A 16,736-nucleotide genomic window follows, 5' to 3' on the forward strand; every position below is an offset into this window, starting at 1 on the left:
TGTTCCTTAACTTCTTATCCTTGCCATGTACGCCATTGCGACTTCGGATCACGTGTCCAGGCGTGTTCATCCTGGAAGGTGGGGGTTAAATAGGGATTATCCGGTTGATGGCGAATAAACCACAGTGTGTACATGGTGTAACCCGGTGCGGTGCAATGGGCATGCGTTTGTCCCTTAGCAATTTGGAAGGTGTCATTGTGCTCAATGCGCAATACGTCCCGGCCATTTTCACCAAAGGCAAAGCCCTGCGGTTCAGAAAAGCGGTAATGATAAATTTCCGGTTGCGGGTGGGCATGCGGTGGGTAGCTGGACCAGCGACCCTGAAAGGTGATGATTTCACCGACAACGAGATTCGATTCGGGACGATTCCGTTTATCGAAGGCTGTTCGGACAATACGATAAGAGGTATCGTCGAGCAAATCCTTGCCGCGATGGTCGCATTCAAGCAGATTGCTCTCATCAAAAAAGAGAGGCGTAAATGCTTGATTGTTTTCTGTTTCAATCAGCATGATCTCACAATCACTTAAGGCTTCAACATAAGCCGGTGTACTGGCAGGGCAGTGAAGGATGCGGGGCAGCTGTGAAAAATAATCCGTTCGTTCGGCTTCTTTTTTCAATGATTGATAGTGAAAAATAACCCGGCCAGTCATTAGCAGCGCTGCAAATTCATAATGGGTATCGAAGTGAAATGTTTGACCGCTTTTTAAACGCAGGGAACTGAAGTTCATGCCAATAGGCAACGTGGTTTTTTGCATGTCGACAATGCGGTTTAAACCGTCTTTGAACCCCTGGGGTTGTTTAAGCAGTGTTTCCGACTGCGACGGGGGGAGTAATTGTTGATGAAGCCTGGACAATTCGTCACTGGACCAGATGGCCGGGTCCCGGCCGTAATGGCTGATAAAATAATTTAATTCAGGCCAGAAGGGGATGGCGGGTGCGCAGCCATGGCGGGTTACCACCAATGCGCCGCAGGCATTGGCATAGGTTGTTGCCGTGTCGAAGGATTCGCCTTTCAGCAAACCGCAAAGCAAACCAGCCATGAAACCATCGCCAGCGCCAAGCACATTGAGTACCGGTACCGGGAATGGTTTGGCGGATAAAGGGGAGTTGTCATGAGCGAAGTAAACCGCACAGCCTTTTTCGCCCTGTTTCATGACGATGGGCGCAGCTGTAAAGTCTCGAATCGTTTGCAAAGCCTTGTGAGTATCCTCGCTGCCGCCCGCGATGCAGATTTCTTCCTCTGTGCCGACGACCAAGGCACACTGAGGCAAAATCTGTTGATAGGTCTTAGTGACGCGGCGGCTGGTTAAATAGCGCAGTTCGCCATTGCCCCGATCGGTTAATCCCCATAAGACTGGGCGGTAATCCAGATCCAGAATGACGGCGGTGCGGGTTTTTTTAGCCACGTTCACCGCATGGCGGCTGGTGGCAAACATAGCGGACGTCGACAAACCCGTGCCGGTGATGAGCAAGGCTTTGGCTTCAGCCATCCTGTCTTCCTGGACATGCTCCGGTTTTAGTTGTATGTCGGCACAGTCGTTGCGGTAAAACATCAGGGGAAAATCATGCGGCGGTTTAATCCCCAATAATACCAGGCCCGTTAAATGCTGGCTCGATTCCTGGAGCAGGCTGATGTCCACCCCTTCCTGCATCAATGTTTGTTTGAGGAAGGTACCCATGTCATCCTTGCCGACGCAGGAAAACATCATGGCCTTTAACCCAAGCCGTGCCGCACCCACGGCAATATTGCCGGCACAGCCGCCTAAATATTTTCTAAAAGTCTGCGCATCCACCAGGCTGCAACCTACCTGTTCGGCATAGAGGTCTACGGCGACACGCCCCATGACAATGACATCAACAGGGCGATCGTTATCAACGGCAAACTCGGTCTGCGTCATAACCACCTCAATCCAGATGAACAGGAAGGCCCGTGGCCAGTGATTGCTTGGCCGCACGGGCTATGCGCAGGGCCTGAAGGCCATCCCACCCTGACACCGGGCTGGGTTTCGACTGTTGCCAGGCGTCATGAAATGCCAGCAATTCCGCAATGAAAGCCTGTTGATAACGTTCCAGAAAAAAGAATTTGGGGTTAGCGGTGGTGGTGCTGTTTTGACGGTAATGCTTCACCGTGTGATTGGGTTGATTATCCGCGAGCAGCATGCCTTGGGACCCGAAAGCTTCAATGCGTTGATCATAACCGTAGACGGCCTGGCGGCTGTTGTCGATAACCCCTAAAGCGCCATTGGCAAAACGAAGCTGTATAATGGCGGTGTCCACATCCTGGCAGGCTTCAAAATCCGGATCGATCAAGACGGCGCCGCTGGCGTATACCTCAACCACTTCGCAGGACGTTAAAAAACGCGCCATGTCAAAATCGTGGATGGTCATGTCCATAAACAGATCGCCGGAGGTCGCGGCATAACCCTTGGGAGGGCAGACCGGATCACGGGAAGAAATACGCAGAATCTGCAGGGAACCAATATCACCTGCTCTAATTTGGGCCTGCAAGGTAGCAAAACTGTGATCAAAGCGGCGGTTGAAACCCAATTGCAGCAAAGTATGATTTGCCTCGACGCGGGTTAAGGCCTCCTGAATCGATTCTTCGGTAAGACCGATGGGTTTTTCACAAAAAATGGCCTTGCCGGCAGCGCTTGCGGCCTTAATCTGCTCGATGTGCAGGGACGAGGGCGAGGCAATCAGAATTGCGTCGATATCCTCACGCTCTATGATGTCGCGGCTATCGCCGCTGATGAAGGGGATTTGCAATCTTTCGGCCCAGGATTTGTCCAGAGCCGGATCGGCAATGGCCATCAATTGAAATTGCGGCAGATGGAATTGAATGTTTTCCGCGTGCAGTTTGCCAATGCGTCCAGCGCCAAGGATGCCGAGACGGCAGCGTTTATAAGTTAAATAAGTCATGGTGTTTTTTCCAAAGTGAAGTCAATCGTATGATCCGGTGTCGACGCGGTTGGCCAATGTCTCTCAGTGGCAATCCATTCGACAGGTTTTCTTCAATTTTTTCAAGGCTTATGCCTGAGGTTTCGGGGACAAAATAATAGGTAATGGCGAAGGCCAGTAAACAAATGAGGGCAAAACCAAGAAAAACCGTGCTTTCGCCGAATCGTTCATATGCCTGAAGAAATGAAATAGAGACGGCAAAATTAGCGGCCCATTGCATCAGAGTGGCGAAGCTCATGGCAAACCCGCGCACGCTGGATGGATAAATTTCGGCAATGATGACCCAGAACAGTGAGCCTAAACTGATGCAATAGCCGATGACATAGAGTGTCATGGCCGACAACAGGAAAAACGGCGATGGGGCGGGCGCGCATGCAAAGGAAAGACTTACCGTTAAAAGGCTCAGGCAGGCCAAAAAAGTTCCAACAAGCAATAAAAAGCGGCGGCCATGGCGATCAATAAGGCAGGCTGTTATGGCGGTAAAAATGAAATTAACCAGGCTGAGCCAGAACGTGGCCAGGATGGCCTGTTTAATCGGTGTGAATCCGGCGTCATGAAAGATCATTGGCCCATAAAACAAAATGGCATTGATGCCTGATAATTGTTGAAAAATGCCGAGACTGACGCCAAGCAGTAAAAGTGCCGCAAGCGGCGGTTTCAGGAGGATTAAGCGGCTTGTCCGCGATGGGCTCTGGTGTCTTTTTATTTCCTGTAACTCAGTCATTACCTCCACGTGACTGCAACGAAGCCGTTTTAAGGCGTCGCATGCTTTGTCCTCCCCCTGGTGTTTCATTAACCAGCGCGGTGAGTGGGGTACACAAAACAGGCCGAGGTATAATACCAGCGCTGGAAGAATACCCATGGCTAGCAGCAGTCGCCAGCTGGAAGACGATACATCATGAAGGGAGTACCCCAGAAGATAAGCAGCGGCCTGACCGGAGGTAATGGCAAGGCCATTAATCAGCACCAGAGCCCCGCGTTTGTCCTTGGGCGCCATTTCGGCGATATAAAGCGGCGCTGTGTAGGAGGCCACGCCAATGCAAAGCCCGATTAACAGCCGGCCGGTGAGCAAGGCCGTCAGGCTATTGGCCTCTGCACAAATCAGGGTTCCGACTATAAAGAGCAACGCCACGGCTTTCAGCAGGGAACGTCGACTTATGCGGTCAGCGATGAGGCCGCTTAAAGGAATGCCGCAGACTGAGCCGAGTAAGCTGGCACTGACAACCTGTGACCATTGCCAGGTGCTTAAGGATAATTGCGCTGAAACCTGATGGTGAATATCGGCAATGACACTCGAATCAAAACCGAAAAGAAAGCCGGATAATCCTGCAATGGCTGCAACAAGTACAACAAAACGATTAATCCCACGGTTCATAGCGATGGCATAAGTCCTTTTATTTTCGCTGCCAATGCTAACACTGTCGTGCACAATCGTAAATGCTACGCTTGTTTAGGCCAGTAAACTGCTGTAATTTAAAAGATATTATTAAATGGCGTAGGACCGTCTTAAACCATGCGCAAATTCATTGCTACCCTGCTATTGCCTGCCTTACTGTCGCCGCAGTTCGCCCTGTCTTACAGCATGCGTCATGCCAGCAAACCCTTTGTTCCTATGGTTGATAATCAAGCTTTTCGAGATGAAATCATCAACTACGTGCGCGGTATTGCCATTAACCAAATCAAACAGGTTCCACTAGAGAATCTGCAGACGCTGGATGCTACCTGGAATAATGCCTACCAAAAATCAGACTGGGGTGTGCATGTCAGCCTTTATCACCTGGGCAATAAGGTCGGCGAGGGAGCAAGCCATGGGCCAAGCCTCGCGGCTGTCCTAAAAAAAGCCACGGAAATTGCCCTGAAACCGCAGCCGACTGATCGTTTGAATGAAAAGGAATTAAATCATTACCGCTTCAAAGTCGCGTTTGATTATTATCCGGCGAGACGGTATTCCTTCATTGAATATGGCGAAAAGGGCCTTGAATTAACGGGCAGTCGAGTGGCTGTTCGCACGATGAATGCAGATTCCCTGAAAACGCAGATAAAAAGCAGCGAAGCCTATTTACTGAAAACCATGCATCCGCAATTGCATGGGTTTTTCAAATTTTACAACGCGGGCAAAGACAAACAGCAGGCCTTACTGCGTACCATTTACTCATCTTCCAGTTTATACACCTTGCTGATGCTTTATCGAATGCATCCCGATGACCAGTTGGCGGCACAGTTTAAACCCATTGCCGAATTTATTCTTTCCAATCAGGTGAAAGACGGACCTCATGCCGGAGGATTTTATTACGGCTACAACCCCAAAAACAAAGAAAAATCCTGCCGGGTCGTGGTCGGCACCACATCCAAAACCATTTTTACCCTGCTTGAACTCAATCAATTCTACCCCAATGAACCCAAATACCTCGCCGCCGCTAAAAAGGCAGGCGATTGGTTATTGACCCGGGTGAATCAGGACGGCACGGTCAACCCTGTGGCGAGCTGCACCAGCGGCCAATGGAAAGACTATAAGAAACAATCCTTTCTTTATTCCGGGCAGGTCCTTTCAGCGCTTTCGCGACTCTATGGCGTGACGCATGATCAGCGCTACCATCAGGGAGCTGCAATAATTGCCGGGCAGTTTTTAAAGCAATTACAAACGCAGGGCTTCATCGTCGGTGATGATTATCGACCGGCGAATTCCATTTCTTCAAGCTGGGTGATGATGTCGCTGATTGATTTGGCAAAAGTACATAACAACCCGGTCTATCGCAAAACCATCGATGACATTGCCAAGGCCATTCTCGCGCGGCAGATCACGGATAAAAACGACATTTACAGCAATGGCCGCTACCTCGATGCAATGACGACCAGCGGCAATGGCTGGATCAATGAAGTCATGGGGGTGCTCTATCAATTCTGCACCCAGCAGGGGGGCAGTCAATGTCAACGGTATCAAGATGCCATGATGCTTACCAGCCGGTGGTTATTGCAGAATGCCTACACCGCAGAGAATACCTATAACGTCAAAAATCCTGAGCGGGCGATTGGCGGCTTTATAACCAATTTCACCACGCGTACGGTACGAACCGATGCGGTTTGTCACGGTGTAAACAGCTTGATTATGCTGCTTTCAAGTATTGGTAATAACAATAAAACACTGGTGGATTTGCCGGAAAGGCCATTAATCGAAATACTTCCGCTTCTGCGCGCAGGCAATGGGTTTTTATGAACGAACAAAGCAATAAAGACAGGGTGTATGAGTCTTATAACAAAATAGTCGATTGGTATGACGCGCATCGTAGCCGTGAACTCTTCGAAAAGCCTTATCTTGAGGCGGTTTGTGATGAAATACGCCGCAGCAGTAAAAAGATATTGGATTTAGGCTGCGGAACGGGCGAACCGATGGCGCGCTATTTCATTGAACAGGGATTTGCTATCACGGGGGTAGATGCGTCGGTGAACATGATTGAGTTGGCGCGTCAGCGCTTTCCCGAGCAGCGTTTCATCGTTGATGATATGCGCAATCTGGCGCTCGGCGAAACCTTTGATGCGATTCTCGCCTGGCATAGTTTTTTTCATTTACCGCCGGATGATCAGCGCGCCATGTTCAAGGTGTTTGAACAACACCTCAACGTTGGGGGTGTCTTGCTCTTTACCACCGACTTTGCCGAAGGGGAGATTTGGAGCGACAATGGCGGACAGAATCTTTATCATGCTTCTTTAAGCCTGGCAGAATATCAATATTTGCTGGCACTGCATCATTTTACGGTGCTGACACACAAGGTAAGAGATCACGACTGTGGCGAAGCCACGGTTTGGCTTGTGAAATATACCCACAAGCCGATACGCTGATGCCTTGGCTTTTAGGCGCTATAGGGCTTTAATGTGTTTATAGTACTCACATCGTAACCGGCATAAAATTTATTTTTTGTAGCCTGCGCCTCGGGCGGATGAATTAAATTGACCGTATCATAGCCCTTTTCTGATAAAAAAGAGGCCAAAAGCACTGCGCCCGATTCATCTAACTTGTCTTTAGACACGTTTTGGCATTGCAAGGCTACCGCTTTAGCCGCATTTAGATTAGAAGGGGCATAGTCCCATTGCTTTCCGTTAAAACAGAGGCGTAGGTGATGGATGTTCTTTGATTCAAGACTTAAAAAAGTGATAGAGAGAAGCCCGTCGACACTGCTGTCACGAATTAACCAGGGGGCTGAAAATTTACCACAGTTTTCCTCAACGATACCTTGCGCTGTTTCCGCATCAAGTTTGGCATAAATATAAGTAGAGCCTTTCTCTTTCGATTCAGTTTTAAATAGACCATGTTTTTCTATCATCACCTTCTCCTAAATTAAGACAATCCATATTACCTGTTTCAATGAATCAGTAAATATTTTTTACACATGCCGCATTGCATACACACACGGAACGATAGCAAATACTGCAAAAATTCAATCCTTAATCCGGTTTTAGCTGTTGACGCGGACCACCAGTATTGTACAATCCCGAATTCCGCGGAGGATCAAGCGGTTATTATCCTCGAACTTGCATTATCAGGAGTGTAATCAGGGTTCATGATGCCAACAACGACTGACCATAAAGCCTGTGATTTAATCCTGTTTGGCACCTTGGGTGATCTTGCCCGGCGTAAGCTCCTTCCTGCCCTGTATCAACTGGAGAAGGCCAATCTATTGGCGGAAGAGACTCAACTGATAGGTTGTGCACGCGATCCCCTGAACCGTGACCAGTATCGCCAGTTTTTAAAAACCAACCTTGAACGGTTTGTGACTGAGCCGCTCGATGAGGCTGTGTTAAATCGTCTACAGCAACGCAGTATTTATGTGCAAATGGATTTAAGCCAGGCCGCGGATTATCGTAGACTTCTCGATGCCGCATCGTCCAAACAACGCACGCCGGTCAGCTATCTGGCCGTGCCCCCCTCATTATTTGGAGCCATCAGCCAGGGTTTAGCCAGTGTGGGTCTGGCTGAGGGGGCTGCGCGTATTGTTCTTGAAAAACCCATCGGTCATAATCTGGCCAGTTCTATTGCCACTAATAATCAGGTGGCCGATTATTTTAATGAAAATCAGATTTATCGTATTGATCATTATCTCGGTAAAGAAACCGTATTGAATTTATTGGTGTTGCGTTTTGCCAATTTCATTTTTTCATCGAACTGGGATCGTACGGCCATCGATCATGTTCAGATTACTGTCGCCGAAGCCGTTGGGGTAGAAGGGCGTTGGGGCTATTATGATGACGCTGGCCAAATGCGGGACATGGTGCAGAACCATTTGTTGCAAATCCTGTCATTGATTGCCATGGAGCCGCCGGTCAGTCTCAATGCCGACAGTATTCGCGATGAAAAATTAAAAGTGCTTAAAGCCTTGCGTCCCATTGATTCGGACAATGCGATAGATAACACGGTAAGAGGGCAATATGTCGGCGGCCATCTGGGTGGCACGCCGGTTCCCGGCTATTTAGAGGAAGAGGGAGCGCGTGCCGCGAGCACCACGGAAACCTTTGTCGCACTCAAAGTCGCTATTGATAACTGGCGTTGGTCCGGGGTTCCTTTTTATCTGCGAACAGGCAAACGCATGGCGAAAAAACAAAGCGAAGTGGTTATTTATTTTAAATCGCAGCCGCATAATATTTTTGCCGCTACCTGCCCGCAGTTAAATGCCAACAAGCTGATTATCCGATTACAGCCGGATGAGGGGGTGGAAATTCAAATCATGAATAAAATCCCAGGCCTTGGCGAAACCATGCAGCTTAAAGAAAGCCAACTCGATTTAAGTTTTAATAAAACCTTCGAAACCTTACGAATCGCCGACGCATACGAGCGCCTGCTACTGGAGGCCATGCTGGGTCATCAGTACCTGTTTGTCCGCCGCGACGAGGTTGAGCAGGCTTGGCAATGGGTGGACGGGATTCTCAAGGCCTGGGAAGACGTCGACGTGCCTCTACATAGCTACCCCGCGGGCTCGTTTGGACCTGACGCGGCAGAAACGCTATTAGCCCGGCATCATCATCAATGGGATTAACAGATGCAATTAAATCATTTTAATGATTCAGACTTATTAAACGAACAGTTTGTCAAGGACATGACCACCATTCTTGGCGAGGCCATCGCGGAGCGTGGACAGGCTTACCTGGTGGTTTCGGGGGGCAGCACGCCAAAAACCTTGTTTCAGCGTCTGGCTAAAGCCGATTTGGACTGGCAAAAGGTGACCATTACTCTGGCTGATGAACGCTGTGTTGCGCCCACCGATCCCGACAGTAATGAAACCCTGGTTAGGCATTATCTCCTGAAGCATCAGGCGGCCAATGCTCGCTTTATCAGCCTCCATAGCAACAAAACGACAGAGGCTGAACGTCTATTAGACATCGAAGAACGGCTCAAGGCCTTACCGGTTTTTGATATTGTCATTCTGGGCATGGGGGAGGATGGACACACCGCGTCCCTGTTTCCCTGCAGCGAACAAATCGATGCCGGTCTTCATGATGAACGGCTTATCGTGTTAAACATAGTCCCTAAAACGGCACCCTATCCGCGGATTTCGCTCAGTAAAAACAGGTTATTGAAAAGCCGGCATGTTTACCTGCATTTAGTGGGTGAAAAAAAACTGGCGGTATTAAATCTGGCGCTGGCGTCAGACGAAGCCACCGCCATGCCGATCCGGGCTTTTCTGCAACATCCCGGCACGGACGTGCAGGTGATGTTTGCAGCACAATGAGGTAAATCATGCATCCGGTTATTCAGCAAGTCACTGACAGAATCAACGAGCGGAGCCTTAAAAGCCGTGAACATTATTTATCGCGCCTTGAAGCGGCTCGTCTTAAAGGACCGCATCGCAAGGCCCTGCATTGCGGTAATTTAGCCCATGGGTTTGCCGCCTGCAGCGCCTCGGACAAGCACGACATACGCGCCATGGTGAAGCCTAATATTGCTATCGTGTCGTCTTATAATGATCTGCTTTCAGCGCATCAGCCTTATGCGGCGTATCCATCGCTAATCAAGCTCGCGGTACGTGAAGCGGGAGGCGTGGCCCAATTTGCCGGTGGGGTGCCGGCCATGTGTGACGGTGTCACGCAGGGGCAGCCTGGCATGGAGTTAAGTCTTCTAAGCCGTGATGTCATTGCTATGGCCACCGCAGTGAGTCTTGCCCATAATTTGTTCGACGGCGGATTATTGCTTGGCATTTGCGACAAAATCGTGCCTGGCTTGCTCATGGCGGCGCTGACTTTCGGCCATCTGCCGTTCCTCTTTGTGCCGGCAGGCCCCATGCCGAGCGGCATTGCCAATAAGGAAAAGGCGAAGGTTCGGCAATTGTATGCTGAAGGGTTGGTCAGTGAGGATGCCTTACTCGATGTCGAAGCGGCTTCTTACCATAGCCCCGGGACCTGCACGTTTTATGGTACGGCTAACTCCAACCAACTGGTCATGGAGATCATGGGCCTGCAGTTGCCGGGATCGTCTTTCGTAAATCCGAATACCCCTTTGCGTCAGGAATTAACACGAGCCGCCGCACGGCGCATTGTGCAATTAACCGATTTAGATCAGGAGTACCTGCCTTTAGGAAAACTGGTGACGGCTGCTGTACTGGTCAATGGCATGGTGGGTTTACTGGCCTCAGGCGGCTCCACTAACCATACCATCCATCTCATTGCGATTGCGCGGGCAGCGGGCTTTGTGTTGAATTGGGATGATTTTGCGGATTTATCGACCGTGACCCCGCTTCTTGCCAGAATTTATCCAAATGGTCAAGCTGACATCAATCACTTTCAACAGGCGGGCGGCATGGCGTATTTCATTCGTACCCTGCTTGATGCCGGCTTACTGCATGAAGAGGTAGAAACCGTGGCCGGTTTTGGCTTGCGCCGATATACCGACGAGCCCCGGTTGACTGGCGATACCCTTGAGTGGGTCAATGGCCCGGCCTATTCTCTTGATGAGCAGGTATTAACATCAGTGGAGAAACCTTTTAAACCGCAGGGCGGTTTGCAGGTTTTAGACGGTAACCTGGGTCGGGCAGTGATGAAAACATCCTCGCTGGCTGAACATCAGGATGTTATTGAAGCACCGGCGGCTGTTTTTGCCAGTCAGCAGGCATTGGAGGAGGCGTTTAAGGCGGGTGAGCTCAACAAGGACTGTGTGGTGGTTGTCCGTTTTCAAGGACCCAAAGCCTGCGGGATGCCGGAATTGCACAAACTCACGCCCATTCTTGGGGTGCTGCAGGATAAGGGCTACCAGGTTGCCCTGGTGACGGATGGGCGCATGTCGGGTGCGTCTGGAAAAATACCGGCCGCTATTCATGTGACCCCGGAAGCCGTTGACGGCGGCTTGATAGCCCGGATTGAAAACGGTGACAGGATACGCGTGGATGGTCGGGAAGGGGTTTTGCAGTTGCTGGTCAGTGCAGACGAGTTGGCCCGACGTCGGCCGCAGGCAGTCGATTTATCATCCTGTTATGCCGGGATGGGGCGGGAACTGTTTGGAAGCTTGAGAAATCAGTTGTCGGGAGCTGAAGAAGGGGCCTGTAGTTTGTTTGTAACGGAGGACGATGTGCATGCCTAACCAGAGTACCTATGCCATTGTGGCTGACATCGGCGGAACCAATGCCCGATTTAGTCGTGTGGATTTATATAATTTGCAGGTGGATAGGCTCGCTGTGTTTCCCTGCGCGCAATTTTCCAATCTGGATGCAGCCCTTAAACATTATCAACATAGCCATGATTTGCATGACATCCGCCATGCGGCAATTGCCATTGCCTGCCCGGTAACCAGTGATGAGGTGAGCATGACCAATCTGGATTGGCAATTTTCGATTCAGGATTTAAAACAAGCGCTTCAATTGGAACAACTCCAGGTAGTGAATGACTTCACGGCGACGGCGATGAGTTTGCCTCTTTTGCCGGCTGATGATCGACTGTCCATTGGCGGCGGCACGGTGGATGAGAGCAAACCACTGGTTGTGCTGGGTGCTGGTACGGGCTTGGGCGTCGCGCATCTGGTCCCTGCGGTCGGCGGTTTCATACCGTTGCCGGGTGAGGCGGGGCATGGGGGGTGGGCGGCTCAAACCGAACAGGAGTGGTTTATCCAGCGCTTTTTGCACGAGCGTTATGGCCATGTTTCTGTTGAACGGGTTATCTCAGGCCCCGGTCTTGAGAATTTATACCTCGCTCTTGCGGCGTTCAGTCAACAACGGGTTGAGCCTTTAAGCGCGGCTGAGATTGCTCACCAAGCCCTCAACGGACAGTCGCCGCTGGCTTGTGCTGCGGTTTCGCAGTTTTTTGCCAGTTTAGGCAGCTTTGCGGGTGATTTGGCGCTGTCGCTCAGCACCTTTGGCGGTGTGTACATTGCCGGCGGCATTGTGCCGAAACTCCTGCCCTTGATAGCCGGCAGCGAATTTAGAACGCGCTTTGAAGCAAAAGGCCGCTTTTCCGCGTTTAACCGCAGCATTGCGACGTTTGTGGTGGCGGCCCATCAGCCGGGCCTGCTCGGCGCGGCCGTGTATCTTAAACAAACCATGGAAAAAAACAATGCACGTTGCTAATAACTTGTCTGCTTCGTCTTTATTGGCTATGGGGCCAGTGGTTCCAGTGATCGTGCTTCATGATCTGGCGGATGCCGAACCGCTGGCAGATGCCGTATTAACGGGTGGAATCCACGTACTCGAAATAACCCTGAGGACGCCAGTGGCCCTGGACGCCATCCGTTTGATCAGTCGGCAATTCGCTAAAGCCTGTGTCGGTGCCGGCACCGTGATTAACGGCCAGCAATTGCAGCAGTGCCGGGAAGCAGGGGCGCAGTTTGCCATCAGCCCCGGCGCAACGCCTGCCTTGCTTAAAGCTGGATTGGCCAGTGACATACCGTTAATACCCGGGGTTTCAAGTGTGTCTGAAATCATGGAAGGTTTAGACCATGGCTATCATGAGTTTAAATTTTTCCCGGCCGAAGCGATTGGGGGTATTAAACTGTTGAAAGCGCTCTCCGCCCCATTTCCTACACTTAAGTTTTGTCCTACAGGCGGTATCCATGATAAGAATTACCTGGACTATCTTGCGCTGCCTAATGTAGAGTGTGTAGGTGGTTCCTGGATTGTACCCGATGAGGCGATTAAGCAAAAAAACTGGTCATTGATTACCCATTTGTGTGCGACCGCTTTGGAAAAAGCATTGCATCCTGCAGCAGTAAATTAAAAAAACAACATGGACTTTTAAGGATATAATATGGCATGGTTAGTCGCAATTATTGGCTCGCTCGCTGGATTTCTTTTTGGTTATGATGAAGGCATTATAGCCGGATCGCTTGATCTCTTGAAAAATCATTTTACGCTTACCCACACCCATATCGGGACTATGGCCGCCGCGCTTCCTTTTGGTGCGCTGTTTGGTTCCATGTTGATCGGTGCTCTGTTGGGAACGCGTTACGTGAAGCGCTATGGCCGCCGCGCATTGTTGTCCTTTGCCGGTGCGCTTTTTTTTGTTGGCGCCCTGGGTGCAGCCCTTGCCCCGGCAATCTGGATGCTTATTTTGTCGCGATTTGTTCTTGGATTGGCCATTGGTATTGCGTCAGTCACAACCCCGCTTTACCTGGCTGAAACGGCGCCGGTGAATTTACGGGGAGCAATGGTGGCCATTTATCAATTGGCGATTACAATCGGCATTGTCTGTGCCTATTGTGCCAATTACCTGCTGATTGAACATCAGGCCTGGCGGACGATGTTTGCCTCCAGTGCCATACCGGCTTTCATTTTGTTTGCTGGCATCCTTTTCCTGCCTGAATCCCCCCGTTGGTTATTAAGTGTTGCCCGGCGCGAAGCGGCAGCTAAAGCCTTGCGTTTGTTGCGCAGGCAAGCGTCCATTACTGACGAGTTAACCCACATTGAAGCGACGCTGAAACGCGAGCCGCATGAAAAAAACTGGAAAAACCTGTTTCGTAAACCCTTGCTGCCGGTCTTGTCATTGGGGATGATTTTATTCTGCCTGCAGCAGTTAAGCGGCATTAACGTCATCATTTATTTCGCACCGGAAATTTTTAAAAATCTTGGCTTTACTAATGCCACTGGCCAGATTCTCGCCACCATGGGGATTGGTATTGTCAATTTATTGGTCACCATCCTGGCTATTTTTTGCGTCGACTGGATTGGGCGCCGTAAATTATTATTGATTGGCTTCAGCGGTGCTTGCATAAGCCTCGCGGCACTCAGCGTATTTTCCTTGTACCAGGTGTCTTTACTCGGCTATTTGTCGGTGCTTTGCCTGACAGTCTACATTTTTTCATTTGCCATCAGCATTGGGCCGGTACCGCACATCGCCATGGCTGAAATTTTTCCATTGTACGTTCGCGGCGCGGGTATGGGCATGTCGTCGATGAGTAACTGGTCGTTTAATACATTGACTGTTTTCACGTTTCCTCTTTTGCATAAAGCCATTGGTATTGAATATACCTTTATCATTTACGCCGTGATTTGTTTTCTCGGCTTGATTTATACGGTTTACTTCATGCCGGAAACAAAAAATATAAGCCTGGAAACCATTGAGGATTATCTGTTAAGCGGTAAACCCTTGCGTGAATTAGGGAGAAAACCCACATCGCAATCCACGACATCCTTGGCGCTGGATAATACCGGTGAGGCTGTATTCAATTAGTAATAAGCAGTCACTGCCTTAAAAAGAAAGGCAGTGGCTGCTGACCAGTTTTCACTGTCATTTTTACTTTGCTCATCCATTCATTTTCCTTTGCTTTTATCCCCACCTTTTCTCTGTCATCGCCGTCTTTTCTCTGTCATCCCCCCACGCAGGTGGGGGACCCATCCTTTCGGTGGTACGTAGCCATGGTTACCCGCCTTCGCGGGTAAGACATGGGTTTGGCTAGCTTTTTATGGGGGATACGGGTATGGGTGATACAGGCCTTTTCTGTCATCCCCCGCGTAGGCGGGGGACCCATCCTTTCGGTGGTACATAGCCATGGTTACCCGCCTTCGCGGGCAAGACATGGGTTTGGCTAGCTTTTTATGGGGGATACGGGTATGTGTGATACAGGCCTTTTCTGTCATTCCCCGCGCAGGCGGGGGACCCATCCTTTCGGCGGTACATAGCCATGGTTACCCGCCTTCGCGGGCAAGACATGGGTTTGGCTAGCTTTTTATGGGTGATACGGGTATGTGTGATACAGGCCTTTTCTGTCATCCCCCGCGCAGGCGGGGGATCCCTCCCTTCGGCGGTACGTAGCCATAGTTACCGCCTTCGCGGGCAAGACATGGGTTTGGCTAGCTTTTTATGGGTGATACGGGTATGTGTGATACAGGCCTTTTCTGTCATCCCCCGCGTAGGTGGGGGACCCATCCTTTCGATGGTACATAGCCATGGTTACCCGCCTTCGCGGGTAAGACATGGGTTTGGCTAGCTTTTTATGGGTGATACGGGTATGGGTGATACGGGCCTTTTCTGTCATCCCCCGCGCAGGCGGGGATCATGATGTTAAAGACCCAATTTAGCTTCCAGCTTCTGTTGCATAGCTATTGCACGGAGTGTTGCCACGTAGCTCCAGGTGAGGGAATTGGCGCCCTGCGGGTTACCGGTATACAAGTTGATTTGTTCACTTAAACTTAAATCCGAAGCATATTCTTTAACCAGATTGAGGTAAGCGTTGCCCTCTTCGAAGTATTGTTTAATCTGAGGTATATTCGCTTGTGTCAGCGGCAACATATCAGCCAGTGTGTAGTAATATTCCGCCATGGTTGCTGTCAGAATATACCAGGGATTGCCTTCGCCGTCATTGCGGTAACCGTCGTAGGTATCACCTGGATAGCGGCCAAACAGCACGGCGTTGTTGTAATGGCTGTCATTAATGGGAAAGAGGGCTCTGAACTGTCTTTTTAAGGCGGCTGCTGTATTTTTTACATATATATTGTCCGGGGCATAAACGCCATCATGGGTATTGGCTAGCAGCACGCCCAACATGACGGCAGAATCGAGTTCCAGCGTTTTTTGCGGGCCAGAATGCGGGGGTTGGGTGGCCTGAATGATGATGTTTTTGGAATCCATGTGTTCGCCAAGGCGTAGTTCAATAAAACGGGCCTGTGCTTCATAATAGATTGCAGCGTCGTTATCATGCAGCGCTCTGGCCAGTTTGGCGCCTTCAATCAAGGCTTTTCGCTGGCACATGGCTGTGAAAAAATGATGACCATAGACTTCTTCCCAGAGATCGTAATTCATATCCTGCCAATGGTGGGCTGTGTATTCCAGGTCAATCTTGATGGCGCCCATGTTGGCGGTATCCAGGCTTTGATTGTACAGATGGGTTTTCACATAGTCTGATTCATTATTCTTAAGCAATACTTCGGCAAAACGGATGAGGGTTAATGCCCTTAATGCCGGAGCGTCATTTTGTGGTCTGCCCCAGGGGCCTTGGTAAGGGCGGCTGTCCATGTAAAATTTGGGTTCGCCTAGAATATCAAAGCCGGGCAAGGTTTCAGTCTGGTGTTGAACCCGCTCGACCCAATTGACATAGTTCAACAGACGGGTTTTGTCTTTGGCATGAAGGTTTTTCTCATAAAAACTCTCGATCAAATCCATGGCAATGGCCGAATCACGGGTCCAGTCGTAATAGTAATCCGGATTGGCTTTTGACGGAGAAGCCATGATGGAACCTTCAGAGGTGATATTGGCGAGGAAATTTTTCTTGAGGGTTTTGATTTCATCCGCTGAGAAAATAGCAGCGGCAACTGCTTGGGCAACCACAAAATAAAGTAAAAAAGCGAAAATCCTTCTCATGTCTTAACCTGTTG

General features: G+C 50.1%; 13 protein-coding genes. 8 read left to right on the forward strand and 5 right to left on the reverse strand.

The genetic code is table 11. The annotated features are described in order from the left end of the window. Positions 1-14: 14 nt before the first annotated feature. Genes iolC through Lery_RS09485 form a run of 3 tightly spaced genes read right to left on the reverse strand, consistent with a single transcriptional unit; the run spans position 15 to position 4,387 of the window. Positions 15-1,898 (reverse strand): 5-dehydro-2-deoxygluconokinase, encoded by a 1,884-nt coding sequence (gene iolC / locus Lery_RS09475; protein WP_058527022.1) that lies wholly within the window; start codon positions 1,896-1,898, stop codon positions 15-17. A gap of 7 nt (positions 1,899-1,905) precedes the next feature. After that, complete coding sequence (iolG, locus tag Lery_RS09480) at positions 1,906-2,919, reverse strand: inositol 2-dehydrogenase (RefSeq protein WP_058527023.1); 1,014 nt, start codon at positions 2,917-2,919, stop codon at positions 1,906-1,908. Further along, positions 2,900-4,387 carry a sugar porter family MFS transporter gene (locus Lery_RS09485; RefSeq protein ID WP_237759198.1) on the reverse strand — a complete coding sequence of 496 codons (1,488 nt, stop codon included), beginning with the start codon at positions 4,385-4,387 and terminating at the stop codon, positions 2,900-2,902. Before Lery_RS09485 ends, iolG begins: the two co-directional genes overlap by 20 nt. Before the next feature lie 84 nt (positions 4,388-4,471). Between Lery_RS09485 and Lery_RS15710 the strand changes: the two genes are divergently transcribed. Both Lery_RS15710 and Lery_RS09495 read left to right on the forward strand, forming a co-directional pair. Next, positions 4,472-6,172 carry a glycoside hydrolase family protein gene (locus Lery_RS15710; RefSeq protein WP_058527025.1) on the forward strand — a complete coding sequence of 567 codons (1,701 nt, stop codon included), beginning with the start codon at positions 4,472-4,474 and terminating at the stop codon, positions 6,170-6,172. After that, entirely contained in the window at positions 6,169-6,795 is a 627-nt protein-coding gene (locus tag Lery_RS09495) for a class I SAM-dependent methyltransferase (RefSeq protein ID WP_058527026.1), read from the forward strand. The genes Lery_RS15710 and Lery_RS09495 overlap by 4 nt, the downstream gene beginning before the upstream one ends. 11 nt (positions 6,796-6,806) lie before the next feature. Here the strand turns inward: Lery_RS09495 and Lery_RS09500 are convergent, their stop codons facing one another. After that, on the reverse strand, positions 6,807-7,280 hold the full coding sequence (locus Lery_RS09500) for a hypothetical protein (protein ID WP_156412487.1): 474 nt from the start codon (positions 7,278-7,280) through the stop codon (positions 6,807-6,809). A 234-nt stretch (positions 7,281-7,514) separates the two neighbouring features. On the opposite strand from Lery_RS09500, the gene zwf reads away from it, so the two are divergent. The 6 genes from zwf to Lery_RS09530 are packed head-to-tail and all read left to right on the forward strand — an operon-like array spanning position 7,515 to position 14,595. Then, entirely contained in the window at positions 7,515-8,984 is a 1,470-nt protein-coding gene (zwf, locus tag Lery_RS09505; protein WP_237759199.1) for a glucose-6-phosphate dehydrogenase, read from the forward strand. Between the two features lie 3 nt (positions 8,985-8,987). Next, complete coding sequence (gene pgl, locus Lery_RS09510) at positions 8,988-9,677, forward strand: 6-phosphogluconolactonase (protein ID WP_058527028.1); 690 nt, start codon at positions 8,988-8,990, stop codon at positions 9,675-9,677. Positions 9,678-9,685: 8 nt separating this feature from the next. Beyond that, positions 9,686-11,518 (forward strand): phosphogluconate dehydratase, encoded by a 1,833-nt coding sequence (gene edd / locus Lery_RS09515; RefSeq protein WP_058527029.1) that lies wholly within the window; start codon positions 9,686-9,688, stop codon positions 11,516-11,518. Beyond that, positions 11,505-12,497, forward strand: coding sequence for a glucokinase (gene glk, locus Lery_RS09520; protein WP_420324158.1), 993 nt, complete (start codon positions 11,505-11,507; stop codon positions 12,495-12,497). Before edd ends, glk begins: the two co-directional genes overlap by 14 nt. After that, positions 12,484-13,143: a bifunctional 4-hydroxy-2-oxoglutarate aldolase/2-dehydro-3-deoxy-phosphogluconate aldolase gene (locus tag Lery_RS09525; RefSeq protein WP_058527031.1), complete on the forward strand. Its 660-nt coding sequence runs from the start codon at positions 12,484-12,486 to the stop codon at positions 13,141-13,143. Before glk ends, Lery_RS09525 begins: the two co-directional genes overlap by 14 nt. A gap of 30 nt (positions 13,144-13,173) precedes the next feature. After that, positions 13,174-14,595 (forward strand): sugar porter family MFS transporter, encoded by a 1,422-nt coding sequence (locus tag Lery_RS09530; protein WP_058527032.1) that lies wholly within the window; start codon positions 13,174-13,176, stop codon positions 14,593-14,595. An 831-nt stretch (positions 14,596-15,426) separates the two neighbouring features. Here the strand turns inward: Lery_RS09530 and Lery_RS09535 are convergent. Beyond that, positions 15,427-16,722 carry a glycoside hydrolase family 15 protein gene (locus Lery_RS09535; protein ID WP_058527033.1) on the reverse strand — a complete coding sequence of 432 codons (1,296 nt, stop codon included), beginning with the start codon at positions 16,720-16,722 and terminating at the stop codon, positions 15,427-15,429. Positions 16,723-16,736: the final 14 nt, after the last annotated feature.

It is taken from the genome of Legionella erythra (assembly GCF_001467615.1).
Taxonomy (GTDB): domain Bacteria; phylum Pseudomonadota; class Gammaproteobacteria; order Legionellales; family Legionellaceae; genus Legionella_C; species Legionella_C erythra.